Genomic DNA, 24,768 nt, shown 5'->3' with positions numbered 1-24,768 from the left:
CTCGCCCGGCCGCGGGGCACGGAGGGCGTCCGGGCCGGTGACGATCATGATTCCTCCGCCGTGAGCTCGGCCGCGCGGTGCACGGCCCTGACGATGTTCTGGTAGCCCGTGCACCGGCACAGGTTGCCGGAGATCCCCTCCAGCACCTCCTCCTCGGCCGGCGCCGGGTTCTTCCGGAGCAGGGCGGTGACCGTGCACAGGAACCCCGGGGTGCAGAACCCGCACTGCAGTCCGTGGCACTCGGCGAAGGCCCGCTGCACCGGTGACATCCGCCCGCCGTCCGCGAGCCCCTCGACGGTGGTGATCTCGTGCCCGTCCACGGTGACCGCGAAGGTCAGGCACGAGCGGACCGGCTCGCCGTCCAGCAGCACCGTGCAGCACCCGCACACCCCGTGCTCGCACCCGACGTGCGTGCCGGTCAGGCCGAGGTCGTGCCGGAGGCAGTCCGACAACAACCGCCGCCCCGGCACCGCGGCCCGCCGTACCGTCCCGTTGACGGTCAGGGTGATCTCGTGGACCCGTTCAGGCATGCAGCGCCTCCCCGGCCGCGTCGCGGAGCGCCCGCTCGACCAGGACACCGGTCAGGTGCCGCCGGTAGTCCGCGGTCGCGTGGATGTCGGTCTCCGGTTCGATCCGGTCCTGTACGGCCCGCGCCGCCGCGGCCCAGTCCGCGGAGGCGGGTGGCCGGTGCCCGCAGGCGCCGGTGACGTCGGCGGCCACCGGGACCGGCCCCACGCTCACGCACGCCACCCGGGCGGTGCTGACCCGCAGGTCGTCGTCCAGGCCGACCAGGGCCGCGACCCCGGCCAGGGCGTAGTCCCCGTGTCTCCTGGCCACCTCGTGGAAGGCGGTGCCCGAGCGCGGGGGCAGCGCGGGGAAGAAGGCGGAGACGGCCAGTTCCCCGGGGCCGGCCGCCGATTCCAGCGGCCCGGTGAAGAACTCCGCCGCCGGGACGTCCCGGGTGCCGCCGCGCCGCGCCAGCCGTACCGAACCGCCGAGCAGGGCCAGCACGGCGGGCAGTTCGGCCGCCGGGTCGGCGTGGACGAGGCTGCCGACGACGGTGCCCCGGTTGCGGATCACCGGGTGGGCGACCAGCCGGAGCGCCTGGCCCAGCAGCGGCTGGAGCGCGGCGGCCCGCGCCGAGCGCTCCACCCGGGCGTGCCGGGCCAGCGCCCCGATCCGGAGCCCGCCCGGCTCCTCCTCGACGGTGGCCAGCTCCGTCAGCCCGTTGATGTCGACCAGGTGGGCGGGGGCGGCCAGCCGCATGTTCAGCAGCGGGATCAGGCTCTGGCCGCCCGCGAGGACCTTGCCGTCCGCCCCCGTCCCGGCGAGGACGTCGAGCGCCTCGCCGAGGGAGCGGGGACGGTGGTAGTCGAAGGGGGGTGGCTTCACCCGGCGGCCTCCCGACCGGGATCGACGGGCCGTTTGGGATGCGCCGTCGTCGTCCCCCCGGGGCCGCCGTCGCCCCCCACCCCGGTGCCACGCCGGTCGGCGATCGCGCGGAGCAGGTGGTAGCCGCCCAGGACCACGATGGTGCCGAGCGCGATCCCGGAGATCCTGAAGTCCTCGGAGATCACCTGCTCGACCGGGCCGATGGCCAGGATGATGCCCGCCCCGACGGGGACCATGTTGACCGGGTCGGCGAAGTCCACCCGGTTCTCGACCCAGATCTTCGCGCCGAGCAGGCCGATCATCCCGTAGAGGATGACCGTGATGCCGCCGAGCACGCCCCCCGGGGTCGCCGCGACGAGCGCGCCGAACTTGGGGCAGAGGCCGAACAGGATCGCGATGACGGCCGCGATGTAGTAGGCGGCGGTCGAGTAGACCCGGGTGGCGGCCATCACGCCGATGTTCTCGGCGTAGGTGGTGGTCGGCGAGCCGCCCGCGGCGCTGGCGACCGCGGTGGCCACGCCGTCGCCGATGATCGCCCGGCCCATGGAGGGGTTGACGTCCGTCCCGGTCATCTCGCCGACGGCCTTGACGTGGCCGACGTTCTCGGCGACGAGGGCGATGACCGCCGGGAGGACCAGCAGGACGGCGGAGAACTCGAAGGCGGGCCAGTGCATGCCGGGCAGGCCGATCCAGTCGGCCTGCGCGACCGCCTCGAAGCTCACCCGGGGATGCGTGTCGACCTTCCCCGCGGTCGCGTTGAAGGCCGTGATGTCGCCGAAGACCCGGTCGGCCAGCCAGGAGAGGACGAAACCGATGACCAGCCCGAGGAGGATGCCGATCCGGCCGACGAAGCCGCGGAACAGCACGATGATCAGGAACGTGACCGTCATCGTGATCAGCGCGATCCACTGGTCCTGGGGCCAGTAGACGTCCGCGACCACGTAGGCCAGGCCGAAGCCGATCAGCATGACGACCGCGCCCGTGACGACGGGCGGGAAGACCCTGTTGATGACCTGCACGCCCAGGACGTGCATCGCCACGCCGATCAGGGCCAGCACCAGGCCCGCGACGAGGATCGCGCCCGTGACGATCGCGTCGGCCTCGGGCGTGTCGCCTCCGAAGATCGCTCTGATCGCCAGCACGCCGCCCACGAACGAGGCGCTGGTCCCGAGGTAGCTGGGGACCTTGCCCTGCACGATGAGCAGGAACAGGATCGTCGCGACCCCGGAGAACATGATCGCGACGTTCGGGTCCAGACCCATGACCAGCGGGAAGACGAAGGTCGCGCCGAACATCGCGATGACGTGCTGCGCCCCGAACCCGACCATGCGCGGCCAGGACAGGCGTTCCCCGGGTTTGACGACCTCACCCGGCGCGAGGGTCCGGCCGTCTCCGTGTTTCGTCCAACCTGCAACCATCAAGCCCACCTTTCCCGGGCCGTCGGTCGGTGGCCGCCCCGCAGGCTCCCCTCCGCCGGATCGCTTGCTGCCGTTGCGGGCACGTTAGGCCAGCGCACCCGGCCCCACACCGTCATGATCTGCCAAAACTAACCCACCGGCCAGGGAACGCGTTGCGCACCGCCGGGGGAACGCCCGGTGAGGGCGCGTCCGGACGTCCGCGCGCCGGACGCGCCGACCGCCCAGCGCCTCCGACGCGCCCGCATCCGCGACGGGAAGGGCGTCCACCGGCCCGGCCTGTCGCCGGGCCGGTGGACGCCCTTCCCTCACCTGCGGGCTTCCCTCACCTGCGGAAGTAGGCGCGGGCGGACGGGAGCAGCAGCAGGACGAGAACGGCCAGCGAGACCAGGGGCGTGAGGAGGAGGCGGCCGTCGGTGACGGCGAGCAGCCAGGCGGGATAGGCGCGGTCGCTCGCCTCCAGGACGGCCTGCGCGTCCACGCCGCCGCCGAGGAGGGACTGAAGGTACTCCGCTCTGGACAGCTGGCTGGTGAGGATGAAGAGGTCGAGCGCCAGGAAGACCGGCTGGACGATGAGCGTCAGGATCCGCCCGGCGCGCCTGCCGGCCAGGTTGAGCCGGGCGAGGATCACCGCGATGACGGCGGTGCCGACGGGAAGCACCAGCGCGTAGCCGCCTTCGTCGAAACGGAGTCCCTTGTCGGCCAGAACTGACGGCGGCAGTCCCTGCCGGGCCAGCTCGGCCTCCGCGGCGGCCTGGACGTCGGCGCCGTAGGCGAGCCCGGCGACCGGCGCGATCAGGAAGGCCAGGGCGAACAGCAGCTGGAGGACGCCCGCGAAGGTGACGGAGCGAGGACGGGCGGCGGTACGGGGGCGGGCGGCGGTGCCGGGGCGGGCGACGGTGCCGGGGCGGGCGACGGTGTGCGTCGTGGTGGTTTCCATGGAGGGAACGATCGCGCCGTCCGCTGATACGGCGCTCTCACGGCGCTGAGACGTCCCGGCGGCTCCTGACGCCGGCACATCAGTGATCGGGATTCGGAGGGGGCGGTGTGGGAGGCTACGCGAGTGCGAGTTGCCCTACTTGGTCCTCTTGAGGTCTCCTCCGACGGAGGAACGCCGATCGACATCGCCGGCAGCCGGTTGCGCACGTTGCTGGCGCGGCTCGCGCTGGAGGCGGGCCGGCCGGTGCCGGCGGAGTCGCTGATCGATGAGCTGTGGGGCGAGGAGCCGCCGTCGGGGGCCGCCGGCGCGCTCCAGGGGCTGGTGTCGCGGCTGCGCAAGGCGCTGCGCGAGGCCGCGACGGTGGAACTGGTGGCGGGCGGCTACCGGTTGTCCCTCCGCGCCGAGGACGTCGATGTCCACCGCTTCGAGGAACTCGCCGGGCAGGGCAGGCGCGAGCTGTCGGCGGACCGGTACGAGCAGGCCGCCTCCCTCCTGGGAGCCGCCCTGGACCTGTGGCGCGGCGCGGCCCTGGTGGATGTGCGGGAGGCCGCCTTCGCCCGTGACACCGCCACCCGGCTGCACGATCTGCGGACCGCCGCCGCCGAGGACCGCTTCGAGGCCGAACTGCACCTGGGCCGGCACGCGCAGGTGCTGGCCCCGCTGGGAGCCGAGGCCGCCGAGCGCCCGCTGAGCGAGCGGCTGGCCGGGCTGCGGATGCGGGCGCTGGCGGCGGCCGGGCGCCAGTCGGACGCGCTGGCCGTCTACCAGGAGATCAGGACCCGGCTGGGTGAGGAGCTCGGCGTCGATCCGTCGCCGGAGCTGCGGGAGGTCCACCTCGCCCTGCTCCGCGGTGAGCTGGACCGGCCCGCGGCGCACCGGGAGGCCGCGCCGAGCCGGCTTCCGGCGCAGCTGACCAGCTTCATCGGCAGGGAGCGCGAGCTGGGCCAGCTCTCCCGGCTGATGGGCGTCTCCCGGTTGGTCACCGTCGTCGGGCCCGGCGGCGCCGGCAAGACCAGGTTGTCGCTGGAGGCGGCGGCCCGGGACCGCGCCCGCGGGCGCGGCCGGGTGTGGTTCGTGCCGCTGGCCGGCGTGGGGGACCCGGATCAGCTGCCCGACGCGGTCCTCGGCGCCCTGGGAGGCCTGTACGGCAACGGGCGGGCGCAGCCGGCCGACCCCGTCGACCGGCTCGTCGAGCTGCTCGACGCCGGTGACGCCGTCCTGCTGCTCGACAACTGCGAGCACCTGGTCGAAGCGGTCGCGGAACTCGCCGGCCGGTTGCTGGCCGGGCTGTCGCACCTGAGGATCCTGGCCACCAGCAGGGAACCGCTGACGATCACCGGGGAGGCGCTGTGCCATCTGGGCCCGCTCGACCTGCCCGCGGAGCAGCCGGAGCTCCGTGAAGCGGCCGCGGCGGCCGCGGTCCGCCTGTTCGTCGACCGGGCCACCGGGGTCCGGCCGGAGTTCGCCCTCGACGAGTCCACGGTGGACCACGTGGTGGAGATCTGCCGGGGGCTGGACGGAATGCCGCTGGCGTTGGAGCTGGCCGCGGCGAAGCTGCGTTCGATGAGCGTGGAGCAGATCGCCCGCCGGCTGAACGACCGGTTCCGGCTGCTGGCCTCCGGGAACAGGGCCGTGTCACCGCGCCAGCGCACGCTGCTGGCGATGGTGGAGTGGAGCTGGGATCTGCTCAACGAGCCTGAGCGGGCGCTGGCACGCCGGCTGTCGGTGTTCCCGGGCGGGGCGTGCCTGAACGCCCTGGAGGCGGTCTGCTCGGACGAATCGCTGCCGGCGGAGGACGTGCTGTACGTGATCGGCTCGCTGGTGGAGAAATCCATCGTCCAGCAGGCAGGAGACCGCTACCGGATGCTGGAGACCATCCGCGCCTACGCGGCCACCCGGCTCACCGCGTCGGGGGACGACGTCTCGGCGCGTTTCGCCGACCACTTCCTCGGCCTGGCCGAGGAGCACGAACCGCTGCTGCGGACCGGTGACCAGCTGCGCGCGATCGCGGTCTTCGACGCCGAGCACGACAACCTGCTCTCCGGACTGCGGGCCGCCCTGGACGCGGGGGACGCCCCGGTGGCGTCCCGGTTCGTCAGAGCTCTGTTCTGGTACTGGGGGCTCAAGGGGATGAGCTCGCGGTACGCGACGTCGGTGACCGAGGTGCTCAAGCTGGGCGACGCGCTGCCCGACCAGGTGCGCGCCGCCTTCAGCCTGGTGCTGGCCGCGGCCGGCCCCCTGCTCTCCCACGGGCCGGTCAAGGACGCGGACACGGCGGCGGTGCTGGGTTTCCACCCCGCCGTGCCGATGCTGCGCATGGCGCAGCTGGCGTCCTCCGCCGACGCTTCCGGTCTCATGGAACGCCAGCTCCAGCAGGCGCTGGCCTCCCCGGATCCCTGGGTCCGGGCCAGCGCGCTGTGGACGCAGGACCACGTACGCGTCGAGAAGGGCGACCTGCTGACGGGGACCCGGGCGCGGCGGGAGGCGCTGCGCGGCTTCGAGGAGGTCGGTGACCGCTGGGGCCTGCTGATGACCCTGCTGCGCATCAGCCGCGACCATTCCCTGCGGGCCGAGTACGACCAGGCCGTCGCGGTGGCGGAGCGGGCGATGGCGATCAGCTCGGAGCTCGGCACGGAGATGCACCTGTACTGGGCCAGGAGCAGGCTGGCCCGGGCGAGGATGGACATCGGCGACCTGGAGGGCGCCCTCCGGGACGTCCACGCCGCGCTGCGCCAGGCCAGGGAGCGGGGTCACCGGCGCACCGAGGCCAACATGCACGCCTCCCTGGCGATCGCGCACCGCCTCTCGGGCGACGTGGAGCAGTCCGAGTGGGCCCTGGACCGGATGGAGAGCCTCGCGCGGCGGTTGCCGTCGTTCGAAGGCCTTCCCAGCCACGCGGTCAGCGGCTTCCGGATGGCCAACCGGCTCGCGGAGGGAGCGGCCGGTCCGGCTCGCGCGCTGCTGCCCGCGGTGATCCCTCCCCTGTTCGCCCAGGGCCACGCCAACGGCCTGGCCTGGGGCGCCGAGCTGCTCGCCGGGCTGCTCGCGCTGGAGGACGACCCGGCCGGCGCGGCGGGCGCCCTGGGCCGGAGCGAGGTGATCCGCGGCGCGTTCGACCGCGGCGACCCGGACCTGCGCGCCCTGGTCGCCGTCCTCGCCGGACGCCTCGGCGCGGACGGCTACCGCGAGGCCTACCGCCGCGGCGCGGAGCCGCCCAGGCAGCGGACGCTCGACTGGCTGGCCGATCAGGCGGCGTTCTCGGGGTAGCCGCTCACGGCCGGCGGGAGGGCCCGGAGGTCGGACGGCCTTACCGCCGCCCCTCCGCTTCCGTCAGCGGCTCCGGGAGGCGATGACGCGGATCTCGAAGCCGTCGCCGGTGACGACCTGACCGGCGCGGATCTTGCAGGTCTTGCGGAGCTCGACCCGGCCGTCGACCATGACGTTCCCGTCGGCGATGAAGTGCTTGGCCTGGCCGCCGGTCTCGGTGACGGCGCAGTACTTCAGCAGGTCGCACAGCGGGATGTAGTCGGTTTCCAGCTCAAAGGTCTCGTTCACCCGTTCAGCTTAGAGCCGGTCAGATGCCGCGCATGCGCAGGACGTGCAGGGCCAGGGTGAGGTTGAGCCGCAGGTGGGCGTCCTCGGTGAAGTTGCCGAGCAGGCGTTCCAGCTTGCCGATCCGGTAGCGCAGCGTGTTGTAGTGGAAGTGCAGCCGCCGGGCGGTCTCGGCGACGTTGAGGTTGGTCTCCAGCAGCACCTGGAGGGTCCGGCGCAGGTCGGCGTTCTCGGCGTCGTCGTCGGAGGCGAGCCGGCCGAGGGTCTCGCGGACGAAGGCGTGCAGCTCGTCGGTGTCGCCGACCAGGGAGAGCAGGCGGTAGACGCCGAGCTGGTCGAAGTGGGCGACCGCGCCGGGGCCGTGCAGCTGGCGGCCGACCCTGCTGGCCTTCAGCGCCTGGCCGTACGCCTCGGCCAGCTGCTGCGTCCCGGTGGCCGTACGGCTGGCGCCGGTGGAGAAGGTCGCGGGCAGGCACTCGGCGAAGGCCGCGGCGGCGTCCCTGGCCAGGCGGGCGGTGTCGGCGGCGGCGTCCACGACGGCGACGACCTCGTGGGAGAAGCCCGCCACCGCGCCGCGCGGGTCGTGCCGGCGCAGCGCCGCGGTCCAGCAGGCGACCAGGCGGTCCTGGGCGGCCCGCTCGTCGCCGTCCGGGTCGAGCTCGGCCACCAGGACGGTGACGGGACGCTCCAGGTCCCAGCCGAAGGCCCGGGCCCGGGAGACCACCCGCTCGGAGCCGCCCGCCCGGCCGGTGAGCACGTCGCGCAGGAAGTCGGCGCGGTACTTGCTCTCGACCGCGTTGACCGCCTCCTGCCGGGTGACCACGAGGGCGGCGACCGTGGCGGCACGTTCCAGGATGCCGACGTCGTTGTCGTCGATCGAGCCGGCCGGGCCGTAGGCGACGATCCGGCCGTGGTGGTGCCCGCCCGCGACGACGGGGACGGAGGTGCGGTGGGAGTCGGGGGCGCCGCGCAGCGCGGTCAGGTAGTCGGCGGGCCCGGCCGCGGCCAGGGTCTGCCCGGTGCCGTCGAGCACGGCCACCGCCACGTCGAGCAGCCCGGCCACCTCGGCGGCCACCTCGCGCAGCCCGCCTCCGGCCAGCACGACGGCCACGAGTGCCCGGTGCGCCTCCTCCACCCGGGCCAGCACGCCGGCCTGCCGGTTGAGGATGTCGGTGAGGACCTGGTTGAGGATGTCGTCGAAACCGACGTCGTCGGGGAGCTGGATCAGCGGGAAGCCCAGCCGGTCGGCCTGCTCCACCATCACGTCGGGCAGCTCGTCCAGGTAACGGCCGAGCTTGATGGCGAGCGCGGCCAGGCCCCGCTCGTCCAGGTCGGCCACGAGCCGGTCGAGCGACTGGGGCGTGTTGCGCAGCGGGTATCCGGTGGTGAGCAGCAGCTCGTGGGGCTTGACCCAGGCGAGGATGTCCGGGACCTCCATCACGTTGAGCCGCTGCACGATGCGGTCCAGTCCCCGCTCCCCCGCGATCAGCCGGGCGCCGGCCAGCGTCGAGACGCCGAGAACCTCGCCCACGGCGACACCATGAGTGATCGTTCCAGTGCTGGCCAGGCGTACGGGAGGTTCCATGAGGGGATTCTGACTGATAGAACCAACTGTCAGGAAGAGCCAACCTTTGGGTGGACTGTTGGCAGCTTTCTCCGTACGGCGGTGATCTCACGCCGTTCTACCGTCAGGCCATGGACGGTGAGCTCCGGTGACGGTTGGAACGCGCCCGAGGACACAGCGGGGTCCCATGCGGGCTCCGGCGCGGACGCACGCGACCGGCGCGGCCAGCACGGCCCTGCGCCGGACGCTGGAGTCCTCCCGCCGCCCCGCGCGGGTGCTGGCGGCCTTTCCCTCCGGGGTCTACCTGGAGGTCCGCTCGGACCTCGAACCGCACGTGATCGCGGTGGTCACCGGGGAGGCCACCCGGCTGCCCAACGCGATGGTCGTCGGCGATCCGATACCCCGGGTCTCGGTGGGGGCCGACGCCTCCGTCGGGGACGGCGCGATCGAGATCGGCTCGCTCAGTCTGCGCGCCCACCGCTGGTGGGATCCGGCCCCGCCCCTCGGCCCGGTGGATCCGGTACGGCTGGCGCAGGCGCTGCCGGTGATGACCGAGCTGTGCGACCGCTCGCCGAAGCGGCCGGGCCTGGAGGGCAACGGCGCCGCCGGGCTGCTGGCCGAGGGCTGCTCCGAGGCCTCGCTGCTGCGCGGCATCATGGCCGCCGAACAGCTCGTCGGGCTGGGCCCCGGGCTCACCCCGAGCGGCGACGACATGCTCGCCGGGCTGCTGGTGGCCCTGCGCCATCTCGGCACGGCCGCCGGGGTGGGCCGCGCGGTCTGGCTGGCCGACTGGCTGGCCGCCGCGGTCACCTTCGACGCCCGCGGCAGGACCACCCCCATCTCCGCGACGCTGCTGCACTGCGCGGCCCGGGGCGAGGCCAGTGGCGAGGTCCTGGCCGTCCTGCGCGGCCTGGCGGGACGGCAGTCCCTGGAATCCGCGCTGCACCGGCTGCTCCAGCTCGGTCACACCTCCGGCGCGGATCTGGCGTGGGGCCTGCGCATCGGCCTGTCCTCCGTCCTCGACCTGCGGGAGGGTGACCGGCGTGACCGGTGAGGGAGGTCCGGCGGACATGGTCCAGGTCCGCACCGGGACGTACCACGACTCGGTGAGCCTCATGCGGGTCAGCCAGGCCCTGTCCGGGTTGCCCGGGGTGGAGGCCGCGATGGTCGCCATGGCCACCGAGCTCAACCGCGGCATCGCCGCCGAGCTGGGCTTCGCGTTGCCCGCCTGCGGCCCGGCCGACCTGCTGGTCGCGCTCCGGGCGGACGACGGGACCGCCGCCGCGCGGGCCGCCGCCGAACTCGACCGCCTCCTGTCCGGTCTCGCGGTCCGTACGGCGGGCCGGGACGCCGCCGGCCACCCGCCGCGCACCGTCCGCGCCGCCCTGCGCGAGGCCGCCGGAACCGCGGGGAACGGCGGAACCACGGCGAACGGCGGAACCGCGGCCGGCGCCGCCGGGGAGGGGGACGCGACGCTGGTGCTGGTCTCGGTCCCGGGTCCGCACGCGTTCGCCGAGGCCCTGGACGCGGTCGAGGCGGGCCTCCCCGTGATGATCTTCAGTGACAACGTCCCCGTCGAGCAGGAGGTCCTGCTCAAGCGGCGGGCCGAGGAGACCGGCGCCCTGGTCATGGGCCCGGACTGCGGCACCGCTGTGATCGGCGGGGCCGGTCTCGGCTTCGCCAACGTGCTCCGTCCCGGCCCGGTCGGGATCGTGGCCGCCTCGGGAACCGGCGCGCAGCAGGTGGCGTGCCTGCTGGACCTGGCGGGCGTGGGGGTCGGCCACATCCTGGGGGTGGGCGGGCGCGACCTGTCCGCCGAGGTGGGTGGCCTGTCCACGCTCCGGGCCCTGGAGGCGTTCGACGCCGACCCCGCGACCGAGCTGATCGTCCTGATCTCCAAGCCGCCGGCGCCGGAGGTCGCGCGGGCCGTACGGGAGGCCGTGGAGAAGCTGGCCACGCCCGTGGTCACCGCCTTCCTCGGTCCCGGCGAGGACGACCTGACCGCCGCGGCCGAGTCCGCCCTGCGCGCGCTGGGAGCGGAGCCGCCCGCCTGGCCGTCGTGGCCCGCGGTCTCCCCCGGGGAGGAGCCCTCCGGAGGAGAGGGGGGCCCGGGCACCGGGGCAGCCGCCCCCGGCGAGGCTCCGGAGGCGGGGATCGGCTCGTCCCGGGCCGCCGCCGGGAGGCGGACGCTGCGCGGGATCTACTCGGGCGGCACGCTGTGCGCCGAGGCCCGGCTGGTCGCCGGGACGGGTGAGTTCACCGACTACGGCGACGACGGGTACACCCGGGGCCGCGCCCATCCGATGATCGATCCGGCGCTCCGCCTGGAGGCCCTGGCCGCGGTGCCGTCCGGTGACGTGGTCCTGCTCGACGTGGTGCTCGGTCACGGCGCCGATCCCGATCCCGCGGCGCGCCTCGCGCCCGCGGTCGCCGCCGCCGTCGCGCGGGGGGTGTCCGTGGTCGCCGCCCTGGTCGGCTCCGAGGGTGATCCGCAGGGCCTGGCCGCGCAGGCGCAGGCGCTGCGCGCGGCGGGGGCGGACGTGTTCGCCTCCAACGCGCGGGCCGCCCGGCACGCGGCCCGCCTGGCGGGCGCCCGGTGACCCCCGGCCCCTCCCGGAGGAACGCGCCGGTGCCCCGGAGGAACGTGCCCGTGCGCCGCCCGCCGTCCGCCGGAGGCGCCCGATCTCCCAGGAGTGCCCGATGACGTTGCCCATGCTCTCCGGTGAACCCCGCGTGATCACCGCCGGGACGGAGGTGCTCGGCGAGGCGCTGGACGCGCAGGCCGTACCGCGCGTGACGGTGGACTGGCGGCCGCCGCTGCCCGGGACCGCGGGCGACCTGGCGCGGGTGCTGGCCGACCCGCGCAGGGCCGCCGCCAACGCCCGGGCGGTGGACCGGCTGACCTCCGCCCGCCCGCAGCTGGCCGCCGTACGGCCCGCGCACGAGGTGCTGGACCTCCCGCCGGGCGCGTTCCTGCACGCCGGGCCGCCGATCACCTGGGAGCGCGCGTCGGGGCCGATGCGCGGCGCACTGATCGGCGCGATGCTGCTGGAGGGCCTGGCCGGTGACGAGGAGGAGGCCGCCGCGAGGCTGGCCGCCGGGGCCGTCCGGCTGGAGCCCTGCCACCGGCACCGGACGGTGGGGCCGATGGCGGGCGTGGTCAGCCGGTCGATGTGGATGTTCGAGGTGCGCGACGCCGAGCACGGCGGCACCGCCTACTGCTCACTCAACGAGGGGCTCGGCAAGGTGCTGCGCTACGGCGCGTACGGGCCCGAAGTGATCGGGCGGCTGCGCTGGATGGGCGAGGTGCTCGGCCCGGTGCTCCGGGCCGCCCTGGAGCTGACCGGGCCGCTGGACCTGCGGGCGCTGATCGCCCAGGCCCTGCAGATGGGCGACGAGCTGCACAACCGCAACCGGGCCGCGACCTCGCTGCTGGTGCGCGAACTGGCCCCGGCCATGGTGGAGGCCGCTCCCCGGCACGCGGCCGAGGTGCTGCGCTTCGCGGGCGGCAACGACCACTTCTTCCTCAATCCGGGCATGGCCGCGTGCAAGGTGAGCGCGGACGCCGCCCGGGACGTCCCCGGCTCGACCCTGGTCGTCGCCATGGCCCGCAACGGCACCGACTTCGGCGTCCAGGTCTCCGGCCTGGGCGACCGCTGGTTCACCGGTCCGGCGGGCGTGCCGGATGGGCTCTATCTCGGCGCGTACGGTCCCGCGGACGCCAACCCCGACATCGGCGACTCGACGATCACCGAGACGGCGGGCCTGGGCGGCTTCGCGATGGCGGCGGCCCCGGCGATCGTCAGGTTCGTCGGCGGCGACGTCTCCGACGCCGTGGCGGCCACCCGGTCGATGTACGAGATCACCCTGGCCGAGCACCCGGCCTACCAGATCCCCGGTCTCGGCTTCCGGGGCACGCCGGTCGGCGTGGACGTGACGCTGGTGGCCAGGACCGGGCTGCTGCCCACGGTGAACACCGGCATCGCGGGCCGGGTCGCGGGCACCGGGCAGGTGGGGGCCGGGCTGGTCAGCCCGCCCGCCTCGGCGTTCACCGCCGCCCTGGCCGCCCTGGCGGAGGCCGTACCGGCCGGATAAATGATCGTTTACAACGGGTCGGCCGGGACCGCGGAGCGCGAAAACGACGCGGGAACGGGGCCGGACGGCGGCGGGAAGTCGGCGCATGTCACCCCCCATGCGCCCCGTCAGTGCCGAGCAGCGCATCATACAGCCACAAAAGCAAAAAGTTCCTTTCTTCCCGTCCCAACTTCCATTACCGAATGTAAGCGCTATATCGTGTTCAACCTCACAAATGGGCTGAACATGGGGGCGGGGTATGTCAGCGGATCGTTTGATCGGCAAGGTACCCCCTGGACCGGAGGGTGCGAACATCACCGGGACCGCACCGCAGGGCCAGGGCAGACTGGTGGGCAGGCGCTACCGCCTGATGTCGCCGGTCGGCCGGGGCGGCATGGGCATGGTCTGGCACGCGCACGACGTGCTGCTCGACCGTGACGTCGCGGTGAAGGAGCTGATCCTCCCCTACGGGCTGGACCACGCGGGCAAGCAGGTGGCGCACCGGCGGATGATGCGCGAGGCTCGCTCGGCCGCCCGGATCAGCCACCCGGGCATCGTGACCGTCCACGACGTCGTCGAGGAGGACGGGCGTCCGTGGATCGTGATGGAACTGGTCCGCGCCTGGTCCCTGGAGCAGGCCGTACGGCAGAGCGGGCCGCTCCCGGTGGCCCAGGCCGCCGAGATCGGCATCCGGGTCCTGGACGCGCTGCGGCACGCGCACGCCGCCGGGATCCTGCACCGCGACATCAAGCCCGGCAACGTGCTGCTCACCTCCGACCGGGTGGTGCTCACCGACTTCGGCATCGCCGCCATCGAGGGTGACGTCACGATCACCCAGACCGGCCTGCTGATGGGGTCGCCCGCCTACATCCCGCCGGAGCGGCTCTCCGGCCAGCCGATCACGCAGGCCGCCGACCTGTGGTCCTTCGGCGCCACCCTGTACGCGGCGGTCGAGGGCCGCCCGCCGTACGAGGGGCCCGACGCCATGGCCGTCCTCGGCGCGATCCTCACCCAGGAGCCCGCCCGGCCGCAGCGGGCCGGGGCGCTGGCCGGCATCATCGAGGGCCTGCTCCGCAAGAACCCGGCCGACCGGATGTCCGCGGCGCAGGTGTCGGACCTGCTGGAGCAGGTGTTGCGCAGCCACGGCTCCAACACCCCGAACCGGGGGCCCACCTCCCAGGTGCCCGCGGTGATGCCGGTCCCCGGCAACTCCATGCCGATGCACCTCATGCCGCCGCTGGACCCGCCGTCCGGCCCGATGCCCTCGCGGATCATCGAGACCCCCTCGGGCCCGGTGCGGGTGCCGTACGACCCGCAGAACAGCACCTCGGGCGGCTACCCGGCGGACTACGACGCGCTGTCCTCCCCCTCCGGAGCCCACCGGACCGACCTGCTGTCCACGTCCGGGCCGCACGGCGCCGTCCCCGGTGCGGCCGCCGACCCGTTCACCTCGCTCGGCAGCCCTTCCGGCGGGCACCAGCGCGGCTACGACGCGCTGCGCAGCACCTCCGCCGAGCTGGGCCTGGCCGCCTCCCGGGTCGCCCCGGAGGCCGGTTTCCCCGGCGCGGACCCGTTCGACGCGATGCGCAGCGCCTCCGGGGAGTTCGCCTCCGGGACCGGGCCCCGGCCCGCCCCGGTCCTGCCCGTCCACGCCTCCGCCGACCAGGTGCTGGACACCGGGGGGAGACGGTCCCGGCGATCGGCGGGATCACCGGGCTCCACCGGATCCGGGGAGCCGGAGGGTTCCCCGGGGCGCAGGAGCGCGCGCCGCAGGGCGTCCGCCGACGGCGACTGGATGCGCGACGGACGGCCGACGACGCGCCTGATGCTGGCCACCGGGGCCGGAGCGCTGGGAGTGGTGGTCGCCGTGGCGCTGATCCTGATGCCCGGGGAGTCCCCCGGCACCGAGTCCTCCGGCCCGTCATCGGGGGTCTCCGCGCCCGCCGACCCGGCGTCGCCGAGCAGCGCGAGCACCGAGATCCCCAAGGGGTTCGCCAAGCTGAGCGAGGGCGGCGTCTCCGCCGCGCTGCCCGACGGCTGGACGGCGAAGGCCTCCGACGACGGCACCGTCACCTTCTCCGGGCCCAAGGGCAGCGGCCGGAGCGTCGTGGTCGCCCAGGTCCCCGTGGCCGACCCGGTGACCGCGCTGGGCAAGGCCGACAAGAAGGGCCTCGACGAGTACATCGAGGTCGGCGTGACGCCGGTCTCCTACCGCTCCTGGAAGGCCGCCGACTGGGAGTACACCTTCGTCCAGCCGAACGGGATCGTCCAGATGCACGGCCTGACCCGGTACGCGGCGGTGAGCGGTGACAGCGCCTACCAGATCGCGATCGTGGTGAAGGACCTGGACTGGGAGAAGAGCGCCGGAATGATCGAGACGTTCTTCGCGACCTTCGATCCCGGAGTCTGATCTCCGGCCTGCCGGGCGGCGGCCGGGATCCGGGAGACCCCCTGGGGCCGCATCACGAGTGATGGCAGACTTCACTCGTGACTACGATCCCCGCCAATCCTGATGAATCACAAAAAAGTTCCGTTCGGGTCGCCGCCGTCCAGCGGCGGACGCTGGGCACTCTGACCGCTGCCCAGGTCACCAGCGGGATGGGGGTCGCCGTGGGGTTCACCCTCAGCTCGGTGGTGGTCACCAACCTGTCCGGGTCGAAGGCGATCGGCGGGCTCGCCGGCACCGCGACCGTACTCGGCGCCGCGCTGTTCGCGCTGCCCACGGCCAAGGCGTCCGGCCGGGGAGGCAGGCGCACCGGGCTGACCCTGGCCTACGCCTGCGCGATGCTCGGCTGCCTCATCGCGACGCTCGCCATCACCGTGGAGTCGTGGCCGCTGCTGCTGGCCGGACTGGTGCTGTTCGGCAGCGGCAGCGCGGGCAACCTGGCCTCGCGTTACTCGGCCACGGACCTGTCGCCCCCCGGGCACGCCGCCCGACACCTGTCGTGGGTGGTGTGGGCCGCCACCGTCGGCTCGGTCGCCGGGCCCAACCTCGCCCAGCCCGCCGAGGACCTCGGGCGCCGGATCGGGCTGGCCGCCTACACCGGCCCGTTCGTGCTGGCCCTGCTGGCCTTCGCCGTCGCGACGGTCATCATCATGATCGGCCTCCGCCCCGACCCGCTGGCCCTGGCCCGCTCGCTGGCCGCGGGAACCCCGCGGGAGCCCGGGACGGCGGACGCCCCGCCCGCCGCGAAGGTCCAGGGCGGCGCCCTGCGCACGGCCTGGCGCTCGTTGCGTGAGTCCCCGGCCGCGACGCGGGCGCTCGTCGCGATCGCGGTCAGCCACACCGCCATGGTCTCGATCATGTCGATGACCCCGATCCACCTCGACCAGCACGGCGCGAGCTTCTCGATCATCGGTCTGGTGATCAGCCTCCACGTCGCGGGCATGTACGTGTTGTCCCCGCTGGTGGGGTGGCTCGCCGACCGGATCGGCCGGGTCCGCGTCCTGGTGCTCGGCATGGCGCTGCTGCTGGTCTCCGCCGTCCTGGCCGGTACGGCGGGCGAGCACGCAGTGGCGCAGGTGACCGCCGGGCTGATCCTGCTCGGCCTGGGCTGGTCCTGCGGGCTGGTCTCCGGCTCGGCCATGCTCACCGAGGCCGTTGCGCTGGAGCGGCGCCCCGCCGTACAGGGCCTGTCGGACCTGGTGATGAACACCTGCGGCGCGACCGGCACGGTGATCGCCGGAGTGATCGTGGAGACCCTCTCGTACGGCACGCTCGGCACGGCCGTGGCGGTCATGGTGACGGCCACCGGCGTCTGGCTCGCCCTGGGACACCGCGGGACGGGGCGGTCTCACTTGGCGTCGGCGTAGCACCGCACCGCGACGGCCTGCATCGGGAAGCGCACCGGGGTCGCGCCGAACAGCAGCCGGGTCGCCTGCTCGGCGGCCCGGCCCACCGCGGCGACCACCTCGTCCGCCAGCTCGGCCGGGCAGTGCACCATCACCTCGTCGTGCTGGAAGAACACCAGGCGGGCCGGGTCGGGCAGCAGCCCGCGCAGCACCGCCATCAGCACGAGCGCCCACTCGGCCGCGGTCGCCTGGACCACGAAGTTGCGGGTGAAGCGGCCCCGGTCGCGGGCCGCCCGGCCGCCCTCCGGGCCGGAGACCAGTTCCCGCCAGCGGGCCGAGGGCGGCGGGCAGGTGCGGCCCAGCCAGGAGCGGACCAGCTTGCCCTCCTCCCCGGCCCGGGCCGCGTCCTCCACGAACCGGTAGGCCTCCGGGAAGCGCTGCCGCATCACGGCCAGGAGCTTGGGGGCGTCCCCGCTGGTCCCGCCGTACATCGCGGAGAGCATGGCGATCTTGGCGTGGTCGCGCTCGCCGCCGAACGCCTGGGCGAGCGCCTGGTAGAGGTCGATCTGCCCGGCCGCCCGGGCCAGCCCGCCGTCCCCGGCCATCGCGGCCAGCACCCGGGGTTCGAGCTGGGCGGCGTCGGCGACGACCAGCGTCCAGCCGTCGTCGGCCACGACGGCCCGGCGCATGGCCTTGTGGATCTGCAGCGCGCCGCCCCCGCTGGTGGCCCACCGGCCGGTCACGACCCCGGCCACCACGAACTCCGGCCGGAAGCGGTCGTCGCGGACCCACTGGTCGGCCCAGGCCCAGCCGTGGAAGCTGTGGAACCTGGCCAGTTCCTTGTAGGCCAGCAGCGGCGCGACACCGGGGTGCTCGACCTTCCGGAGCTCGTGGGCCCGGGCCGAGGAGACGGTCACCCCGGCGGCCTTGAACACCTTGATGATCTGCTGCGAGGAGTCGGGGTTGAACGACGTGCCGAAGACGGCGGCCACCTGGTCGGCCAGTGCCTGCAGCTTGACCGGTCGCAGGCCGGGCACCGGGCGCGGGCCGAGCATCTCCAGCAGCAGCGCGTCGTGCTCGGACCGCCGCCAGGGCATGCCGTCGTGGCCCATCTCCGCGGCGATCAGCGCCCCGGCCGACTCGGCGGCGACCAGCAGCCGGAACCGGTGCGGATCGGGCAGCGCCTCGATCCTCCGGAGCTGGTCGGCGTGGACCTCGGCGACCAGCTCCGCGTCGAGCGGGGGCGGCTCCTCGTCGAACAGCGTGGCCTGCCGCGCCTCGGGCGCGTGGTGGTCCTCCGGGACCGGCAGGCCGTGCAGCCGGGCGTGGGCGGCCCGGGCCGAGCGGGGCTCGCCGTACCGGCCCTCGCGGGCCAGGAGCAGGCCCTCGGTCAGGACGAGGTCGTGACAGCGCGAGATCCGCACGCCGCGGCCGAGCAGCGCGGGATAGACCTCCCTCGTGTCGGCCCAGACCCAGCGGGGAGGACCGCCGCTCCCGGCCTCCCGCTCCCGTACGGCCGCCGCGAGGTCCGGGACGGCCGAGGTCTCGCCCCCCTCGGAACGCAGCGCGCCGCCCCCGTCGTTCCCCGGCACGACCACGACGTTCATGCCTCCAGCGTGCCACGCGCCACCGACGGTTTCGATCAGGCGAGCGGGATGCAGACCTCGTCTTCGAGCGGGGGTTCGATCTCCTGGGGACGGCAGCCCGTCGCGGCGAAGCAGCGGATCCGCAGGGTCTCCGGCGTCACCGCCACGTGCAGGAAGCTCTTGAAGAACGGGGGGTCGTCCCAGTCGGACAGCTCCGACAGGTAGCGGTGGAAGACCTTGTCCACCGGGAGCCGGATCGGCAGCGGCCAGGCGCCGAGCAGCCGCGCCGCCCAGCGCATCCGCCGGGTGATCTCCACCCCGTCGATCGGCCGCGGCGGGGTGTTGCCGATGTGTTGGGACATCAGGCACAGCGCCTCGTCCGGCGTGAGGTAGAGCCATCGCATGCGCAGCCGCTCGCTGTAGAGCTTGCTGTAGAACGACAACGAGTCGCCGCGCAGCGGGTAGCACCTGTAGTCGTCCTCGTGCACGCCGCCGACGGTGACCCGGGGGGTGGTGTGGGTGGCGTGGGTGAAGGCCCCCGAACCTCCCGCCACGATGTACTGGATCGTCCGGTCGCCGACCCTGACCGGGAAGCGCTGGTAGTTGTGCACGTCGCCGCCGATGGCGGCGACGTAGTTGTGCCGGGGGTCGCGCACGATGTCGTCGATCGTGCCGCCGCCCTCCAGCTTCGACGGCTTGTACTCGTTGCGGGTGTAGACGGGCTTACCGGTGATCAGCACCTTGGGCCGGGGGTCGCGCGAGACCTCCCTGAGCCAGTTGGCCTGCTCGCGGTCGAGGTCGCCGCGGATCCCGGTGTCCACGCCCACGATGAGCAGGCCGGGGGTCTCCATCGCCCAGTACGGCCCCGGCTGCGTGACCTGCTGCTCGGGAAGCGAGCGGCGTTCGCGCGCCTTGGCCAGCGCGGCCTCGTCGATCTTCTCCGGCTTGCGCCAGAGCAGCCCGCGCAGGCCGGACGGCGAGAGCCTGAACCCCTCGCGCCGGGCCTTCAGCGCCTGAGCGTCGCAGAAGACCCGCATGAAGCCGCCGAGCCCGTCGTACCAGTCGTGGTTGCCGGGGATCGCGTAGATCGGCGCCCGGTAGTCCTGGTAGGGGCGGAAGAACTTGTCCTCGTACTCGTTGCCGGAGCCGGTGGGATAGATCACGTCGCTGCAGATGACCGCGAAGTCCGTACCCTCTCCGATCTTGAGCATGCCGGGGACCACGGCGTACTGCGAGGCGTCGCCCTCCCCGGTGTCGCCGAGGACCAGGAAGGAGAACTCCTCCCCCACGTCCATCGGGATCCGCAGGGACGGGTCGACGCCCCGGTCCCGCTGCGATCCCATCCAGCGCGCCCGGACCTGTCCCGAGGGATCGCCGAACAGCGCGGCGAGGATCTCGTTGCGCGACCTCCAGAGCGTGAGCGGGTTGAGCCAGGAGAACGACTCCCGGTTCGGCCTGAGATCCTTGAACGCGCCCATCTCGGCGCAGTCCCAGCCCGCCCCCTCCCGGGAGATCCTGGAGGAGACCTCACGCCCGCGTTCCGCTGCCTGCCCGACATCCACCATGGTCGATATTCTGGTCGCGATTTCGCGATCATGCGGCGGTTCGGCGGAGAGGTCCGGGGAAAACCCCGGGGCGTCCCCGGGCGCCCCCCGCCACGGCGGAGCGTCGCGGGACGTCCCTCAGGAGAGGCGGGCGATCCGGAAGTCGTCGAAGTAGACCCGGGTGTCCGTCCGGTCCCCGGGCCACTTGGCGGCGCCGAGCCCGAACTTGGGCTTTCCCCTGGCGTCGGCCGCGTTCTCGTCCACGACCTCGGCCACCTTCTCGTCATCCACCCAGAAGCCCACCCGCACCCGGTCGCCGTCCCGCTCGCACTCGGCCCGCAGCACCGTCCCGGCCCTCTTGAACCCCGGCACCGGGATGTCGGGCGTCAGGTTCAGGGAGGTCGCGTGGCCGGCCTTGCGGATACGCGCGTGCCCGTCGGGGCGGATCTCCGCGTTGTAGTAGGAGAACTGCTTGTCGTCGAGCCTGTACTCGCAGAAGACCCCGCCCCACGCGCTGTACGGGGTCCCGGCGGTGAACACGGCCTTGGCGCTGACCAGGGCGTGCTCGGGGGGCTCGGCGTTGACCGGCGCGGCGGCGTACCGGGAGTTGTTCGAGGAGTCGGTGGCGGTCGTGTAGCGGCCGTCCCCGGTGTACCCGTGCCCCACGTCCAGGCGGGTTTCGTCGCTGTGCCAGCCGGACTTGTCGTCGGCGAAGTCGTCCCGGTAGAGCACGTCGGTGGTCTCCGGCGGCCCCTGCGGCAGCGCCTGGAAACCGAGCACCCCGGCCGTCCCGAGCAGCAGCGCCCCGGCCGCCGCCCCGCCCACCAGGTACGGCCTCCGCCAGAACGGGGGCGGCGACGTGGCCGGGGACGGGGCTCCGTCCTCCACGCGGGCGACCGGCGTGAGCAGGCCCGAGAGGTTGAGCCGGACCGTTCCCGCCACCCGGGCGGTGGCCTGGGCCTCCTTCTGCCCGACCAGCCCGGGCAGCAGGTCCATGGCCGAGGGCCGGGCCTGCGGGTCCTTGTTCAGCGCCGCCTCGACCAGGGAGCGCAGTTCCGGTTCGAGAGCCTCCAGCTCCGGGGTGTCGTGGACCACTCGGTAGAGCGCCTCCGGAACGGTCCTGGAGGCGAACGGCGAGGCGCCGGTCGCGGCGGCGGCCACCACGCAGCCCCAGGCGAAGACGTCGGCGGGCGGGCCCGACCGGCTGTCGGAGACCAGTTCCGGGGCCATGTACTCCGGGGTGCCGAGGATCTTGCCGGTGACGGTCTGCCCCCGGCCCGCGTCCAGGGCGCGGGCGATGCCGAAGTCGATCACCCGCGGACCGAGCGGCGAGAGCAGCGCGTTGGCGGGCTTGAGGTCGCGGTGGACCACCCCCGCGCCGTGGATCGCGGTCAGCGCGGCGGCCACCCCGACGGCCAGCGCCTCCAGGTTGGACCCGGTCAGCGGACCCTGCTCGCGCAGCAGGCGGGCGAGGTCGGGCCCGGCGACGTACTCGGTGACCACCCAGAGCGGCTCGCCCTCCAGCCGGGCGGGGCACGATCAGAAACGGTCCAGCCTGAAGTCGTCGAAGTGGGCGACGGTCGATCCCCGGTTACCCGGCACCTGGCGGGCCATGAGACCGACCGTCCCCGCCTTCAGCGGTGACTCGTCGTCGGTCGCGTCCACGACCCGCTCGCCGTTCACCCAGAGCGTCAGCAGGACCCGCCTCGGCTCCCGCAGGCAGACCGCGTGCAGGGTGGCGAGCTTCTCGGCCCGGTATCCGGGGATCCGCTCGGTCAGCGTCAGCTCGCGCACGTCGCCCTTGACCCGCTTGGCGATCGAGGCGCGCCCGTCTCTCCTGACGCGGAACTCGTAACCGTCGTCGGCGCCCCCGGCGACGCGGCCGTGGCAGTACAGGCCCGCCTGCCCGTCGGCGGCACCGGCGGGCATCCTCATCCTGACGCTCAGGAGCGTGGCCGCGGGCGGGATGACGTTGATCGGCGCGTCGGCGAAGTGTTCGGCGTTGCCGTGCTCCGTGGTGAGCTGGTAGTAGTCCCTGCCCTTGCTGTACGTGCCGTCGTAACTCTGCGGCCACTGCGCCGCCGGGTTCGAGAAGCCGTCGGTGAACACCGGCTCGGCGCGCTCGGGCGGGCCGTCGCCGCCGAGCCAGAGATACGCCCCGGCCGCGGCCAGGACGGCCGTCACCCCGCCGATGACCGCCCACCGCAGCGGCCCCCTGCGCGCCGGCGCGCGGCGGCGGCCCCCCGGAACCGATCTGGTCCCCGGGGCCGATCTGGTCCTGCGCCCGCCGGGGCGTCCCGCCTCGGGCACGGCCGGAGCGGGTACGGCCGGCGCCGACGGAACGGGTACGGCCGGCGCCGACGGAACGGAGTCCAGCAGGGTGAGCCGGAGGGTCCCGGCGATCCGCTCCCCGTCCACATTGCCCCTGCCCACCAGGTGGTCCAGGAGCTGCTGGGCGGTGGGCCGCCGGGCCGGATCCTTGTCCAGCGCGACCTCGACGGCCTCCCGCAGGACGGGGTCCAGCCCGTCGAGGACGGGAGCCTCGTGCGCGACCCTGTAGAGCACCTCGGTGAGCGTCCGGCCGCCGAAGGGGGGACGCCCGGTGGCCGCGAACGCCACGACGCACCCCCAGGAGAAGACGTCGAACGCCGGGGTCACCGGTTCGCCGCGGAGCGCCTCGGGCGCCATGTAATCGGGGGTGCCCACGATCCGGCCGGTGGCCGTCCGCTCGAAGAGGGTGTCCAGGGCGCGGGCGATGCCGAAGTCGATCACCCGCGGACCGAGCGGCGAGAGCAGCACGTTGGCGGGCTTGAGGTCGCGGTGGACCACCCCCGCGCCGTGGATCGCGGTCAGCGCGGTCGCCACCCCCACGGCCAGCGCCTCCAGGTTGGACCCCGTCAGCCGCTCCGCCTCCGCCAGCGTGGGCCCCGGGACGAACTCGGTCACGACGTAGAGCGGGTCTCCGTCGAGGTCGGCGTCCAGCACCGGGGCGGTGCAGAACCTGCGCACGCGCTTGGCGGCCGTCACCTCGTCCCGGAAGCGCTCGGCGAAGACCGGGTCGCCGGCCAGCTCCGCGTTGATCACCTTGACCGCGACCCGCGTCCCGGCGGGATCCTCGGCCAGATAGACGGTCCCCATCCCGCCGCGGCCCAGCTGCCCGACGACCCGGTAAGGCCCCAGCGACGCCGGAAGGCCGATTGCGTTCTGCCGGTTCATCCCCCGCACCCTCTTCACCCCATCAGAGATCGATCATCGTAGCCGGGGAAAATCACGGACCAGCTCTGGAATATAGTTCTGTCCGTGTACGCGCACTGGGAGACCGTCCCCACACGGTGGAAGGACAACGACGTCTACGGCCACATGAACAACGCCGTCCATTACTCGCTGATGGACACGGTGATCAACACGTGGCTGATCAGGACCGCGGGCCTGGACATCCACGGAGGCGACGCCATCGGCCTGTGCGTGGAGTCGCACTGCGTCTACAAGGCCTCGATCTCCTTCCCCGAGGCCGTCCGGGTCGGGCTCCGGATCGGGAAGCTGGGCCGCTCCAGCGTCCGCTACGAGCTCGGCCTGTTCCGCGAGGACGGCGAGACCGTCGTTGCCGAGGGCCACTTCGTCCACGTCTTCGTGGACCGGGAGACCCGCAGGCCCGCCGAGATCCCGGCGCCGCTGCGCGCCGCCATGGAGAAACTGGTGATCGACGAATGAGCACCCCCACCCGTACGGCCGTCCTGGTGGAGTCGGGCCGCCCGGCCCCCTACGCGGACTCGCGCCCGCTGCGGGTCATGCCGCTGACGCTCGACCCGCCCGGTCCCGGGGAGCTGCTGATCAGGGTGGGCGCGGCGGGCCTGTGCCACTCCGACCTCTCGGTGATCAACGGTTCCCGGCTCCGGCCGCTGCCGATGGCCCTCGGGCACGAGGCGGCGGGCGAGGTCGTGGCGGTCGGCGAGGGCACCGAGTTCGCCCCCGGCGACCACGTGGTGCTGGCGTTCGTCCCGGCCTGCGGGCACTGCCCGCGCTGCGCCGGGGGCCGTCCCGCGCTGTGCGAGCCGGGCGCGGCGGCCAACGGGAGCGGGACCCTGCTCGGCGGCGGGCTGCGCTTCACCGACGCCGACGGCGGCCGCCCCCGGCACCACCTCGGCGTCTCGGCCTTCTCGGAGTACACGGTCGTGTCGGCGCGCTCGGCGGTCAAGGTCGACCCGGAGCTGCCCGCGGAGATCGCCGCCCTGTTCGGCTGCGCCGTCCTGACCGGCGCGGGGGCCGCCTTCTACAGCGCCGAGGTCGCGCCCGGGGACAGCGTCGCGGTGTTCGGCCTGGGCGGGGTCGGGCTGGCCGCGCTGCTGGCGGCCAAGGCCGCCGGGGCGGCGACCCTGGTCGCGGTGGACGTGGTGGAGTCCAAGCTGGAGCTGGCGCGCGAGCTCGGCGCGACGCACACCGTCGCGGGCGGCCCGGACGCCGTCGAGACGATCAGGGAGATCACCCGCGGCGGGGCCGAGAAGGTCGTCGACACCACCGGGGTGGTCCCGGTCCTGGAACAGGCCTACCGGGCCACGGCCCGGGGCGGCACCACGGTGACCGTCGGCCTGCCCGACCCCTCCCGCGAGCTGGTCCTGCCCGCGCTCAGCCTGGTCGCCGAGGAGCGCACGCTCCGGGGCAGCTACCTGGGCTCGTGCGTGCCCCGCCGGGACGTGCCCCGCTTCATCGACATGTACCGGGCCGGGATCCTGCCGGTGGACGCGCTGCTGTCGCACCGGCTGACCCTGGACGAGGTCAACGAGGGCTTCGACCGGCTGCACACCGGCGAGGCCGTCCGCCAGGTGATCGTCTTCTGAGGGCCCCGGGTTCCGGGAGTTCCCGGGCGCAGTCCCCGGGGCGGGGTTCCCCGGGCGGGGGACATTTGACCCGT

At 73.9% G+C, this 24,768-nt stretch carries 18 protein-coding genes; 8 read left to right on the top strand and 10 right to left on the bottom strand.

Going from position 1 to position 24,768, the window contains the following annotated elements:
* Positions 1-44 precede the first annotated feature (44 nt).
* The 4 genes from IEZ08_RS04470 to IEZ08_RS04455 form a co-directional block, all read right to left on the bottom strand.
* Complete coding sequence (locus tag IEZ08_RS04470) at positions 45-530, bottom strand: (2Fe-2S)-binding protein (protein ID WP_068924766.1); 486 nt, start codon at positions 528-530, stop codon at positions 45-47.
* A complete protein-coding gene (locus IEZ08_RS04465; protein ID WP_068924768.1) occupies positions 523-1,392 on the bottom strand; it encodes an FAD binding domain-containing protein in 870 nt (289 codons plus the stop codon). Before IEZ08_RS04465 ends, IEZ08_RS04470 begins: the two co-directional genes overlap by 8 nt.
* The gene (locus IEZ08_RS04460) at positions 1,389-2,810 is read right to left on the bottom strand and encodes a uracil-xanthine permease family protein (protein ID WP_189241714.1); all 1,422 of its coding nucleotides are present in this window, start codon (positions 2,808-2,810) and stop codon (positions 1,389-1,391) included. Before IEZ08_RS04460 ends, IEZ08_RS04465 begins: the two co-directional genes overlap by 4 nt.
* 322 nt (positions 2,811-3,132) lie before the next feature.
* Positions 3,133-3,747, bottom strand: a complete 615-nt coding sequence (locus IEZ08_RS04455; RefSeq protein ID WP_189241713.1) for a hypothetical protein — start codon at positions 3,745-3,747, stop codon at positions 3,133-3,135.
* Positions 3,748-3,870: 123 nt separating this feature from the next.
* On the opposite strand from IEZ08_RS04455, the gene IEZ08_RS04450 reads away from it, so the two are divergent.
* Positions 3,871-7,014, top strand: a complete 3,144-nt coding sequence (locus IEZ08_RS04450; RefSeq protein ID WP_189241712.1) for an AfsR/SARP family transcriptional regulator — start codon at positions 3,871-3,873, stop codon at positions 7,012-7,014.
* A gap of 63 nt (positions 7,015-7,077) precedes the next feature.
* On the opposite strand, the gene IEZ08_RS04445 is transcribed toward IEZ08_RS04450, so the two are convergent.
* Together IEZ08_RS04445 and IEZ08_RS04440 are read right to left on the bottom strand one after the other, a co-directional pair.
* Positions 7,078-7,302 (bottom strand): RNA-binding S4 domain-containing protein, encoded by a 225-nt coding sequence (locus IEZ08_RS04445; RefSeq protein ID WP_068924776.1) that lies wholly within the window; start codon positions 7,300-7,302, stop codon positions 7,078-7,080.
* 19 nt (positions 7,303-7,321) lie between these two features.
* Positions 7,322-8,884, bottom strand: coding sequence for a PucR family transcriptional regulator (locus IEZ08_RS04440; protein WP_068924779.1), 1,563 nt, complete (start codon positions 8,882-8,884; stop codon positions 7,322-7,324).
* 166 nt (positions 8,885-9,050) lie between these two features.
* Between IEZ08_RS04440 and IEZ08_RS04435 the strand changes: the two genes are divergently transcribed.
* The 5 genes from IEZ08_RS04435 (at position 9,051) to IEZ08_RS04415 (ending at position 16,750) form a co-directional block, all read left to right on the top strand.
* Positions 9,051-9,917, top strand: coding sequence for an oxamate carbamoyltransferase subunit AllH family protein (locus tag IEZ08_RS04435; RefSeq protein ID WP_229802908.1), 867 nt, complete (start codon positions 9,051-9,053; stop codon positions 9,915-9,917).
* Complete coding sequence (locus tag IEZ08_RS04430) at positions 9,907-11,463, top strand: AllF/FdrA family protein (RefSeq protein ID WP_229802907.1); 1,557 nt, start codon at positions 9,907-9,909, stop codon at positions 11,461-11,463. Before IEZ08_RS04435 ends, IEZ08_RS04430 begins: the two co-directional genes overlap by 11 nt.
* Positions 11,464-11,563: 100 nt before the next feature.
* Entirely contained in the window at positions 11,564-12,958 is a 1,395-nt protein-coding gene (locus IEZ08_RS04425; RefSeq protein ID WP_068924783.1) for a YlbE family protein, read from the top strand.
* Between the two features lie 238 nt (positions 12,959-13,196).
* Positions 13,197-15,347, top strand: coding sequence for a serine/threonine-protein kinase (locus tag IEZ08_RS40180; RefSeq protein WP_203863250.1), 2,151 nt, complete (start codon positions 13,197-13,199; stop codon positions 15,345-15,347).
* A 77-nt stretch (positions 15,348-15,424) separates the two neighbouring features.
* Positions 15,425-16,750 carry an MFS transporter gene (locus tag IEZ08_RS04415; RefSeq protein ID WP_068924786.1) on the top strand — a complete coding sequence of 442 codons (1,326 nt, stop codon included), beginning with the start codon at positions 15,425-15,427 and terminating at the stop codon, positions 16,748-16,750.
* Here IEZ08_RS04415 and IEZ08_RS04410 read toward each other — a convergent pair.
* The 4 genes from IEZ08_RS04410 to IEZ08_RS04395 all read right to left on the bottom strand — a co-directional run bounded on the left by IEZ08_RS04410 (position 16,732) and on the right by IEZ08_RS04395 (position 23,075).
* A complete protein-coding gene (locus tag IEZ08_RS04410; RefSeq protein ID WP_068924788.1) occupies positions 16,732-18,336 on the bottom strand; it encodes a bifunctional 3'-5' exonuclease/DNA polymerase in 1,605 nt (534 codons plus the stop codon). The two genes, IEZ08_RS04415 and IEZ08_RS04410, sit on opposite strands and share 19 nt — an antisense overlap.
* Positions 18,337-18,371: 35 nt before the next feature.
* Positions 18,372-19,880 (bottom strand): metallophosphoesterase family protein, encoded by a 1,509-nt coding sequence (locus tag IEZ08_RS04405; RefSeq protein WP_068924790.1) that lies wholly within the window; start codon positions 19,878-19,880, stop codon positions 18,372-18,374.
* A gap of 117 nt (positions 19,881-19,997) precedes the next feature.
* Positions 19,998-21,383 carry a protein kinase domain-containing protein gene (locus IEZ08_RS04400; RefSeq protein ID WP_189241744.1) on the bottom strand — a complete coding sequence of 462 codons (1,386 nt, stop codon included), beginning with the start codon at positions 21,381-21,383 and terminating at the stop codon, positions 19,998-20,000.
* 15 nt (positions 21,384-21,398) lie between these two features.
* The gene (locus IEZ08_RS04395) at positions 21,399-23,075 is read right to left on the bottom strand and encodes a serine/threonine-protein kinase (protein ID WP_189241710.1); all 1,677 of its coding nucleotides are present in this window, start codon (positions 23,073-23,075) and stop codon (positions 21,399-21,401) included.
* A gap of 84 nt (positions 23,076-23,159) precedes the next feature.
* On the opposite strand from IEZ08_RS04395, the gene IEZ08_RS04390 reads away from it, so the two are divergent.
* A complete protein-coding gene (locus tag IEZ08_RS04390) occupies positions 23,160-23,570 on the top strand; it encodes an acyl-CoA thioesterase (RefSeq protein ID WP_084780397.1) in 411 nt (136 codons plus the stop codon).
* Positions 23,567-24,694, top strand: coding sequence for a zinc-binding dehydrogenase (locus IEZ08_RS04385; protein WP_189241709.1), 1,128 nt, complete (start codon positions 23,567-23,569; stop codon positions 24,692-24,694). The genes IEZ08_RS04390 and IEZ08_RS04385 overlap by 4 nt, the downstream gene beginning before the upstream one ends.
* Positions 24,695-24,768: the final 74 nt, after the last annotated feature.

It is taken from the genome of Planobispora rosea (genome assembly GCF_014648175.1).
Classification (GTDB): Bacteria; Actinomycetota; Actinomycetes; order Streptosporangiales; family Streptosporangiaceae; genus Planobispora; species Planobispora rosea.
The sequence above is the reverse complement of the archived record's forward strand: the minus strand, read 5'-3'. Positions and strand labels throughout refer to the sequence as shown.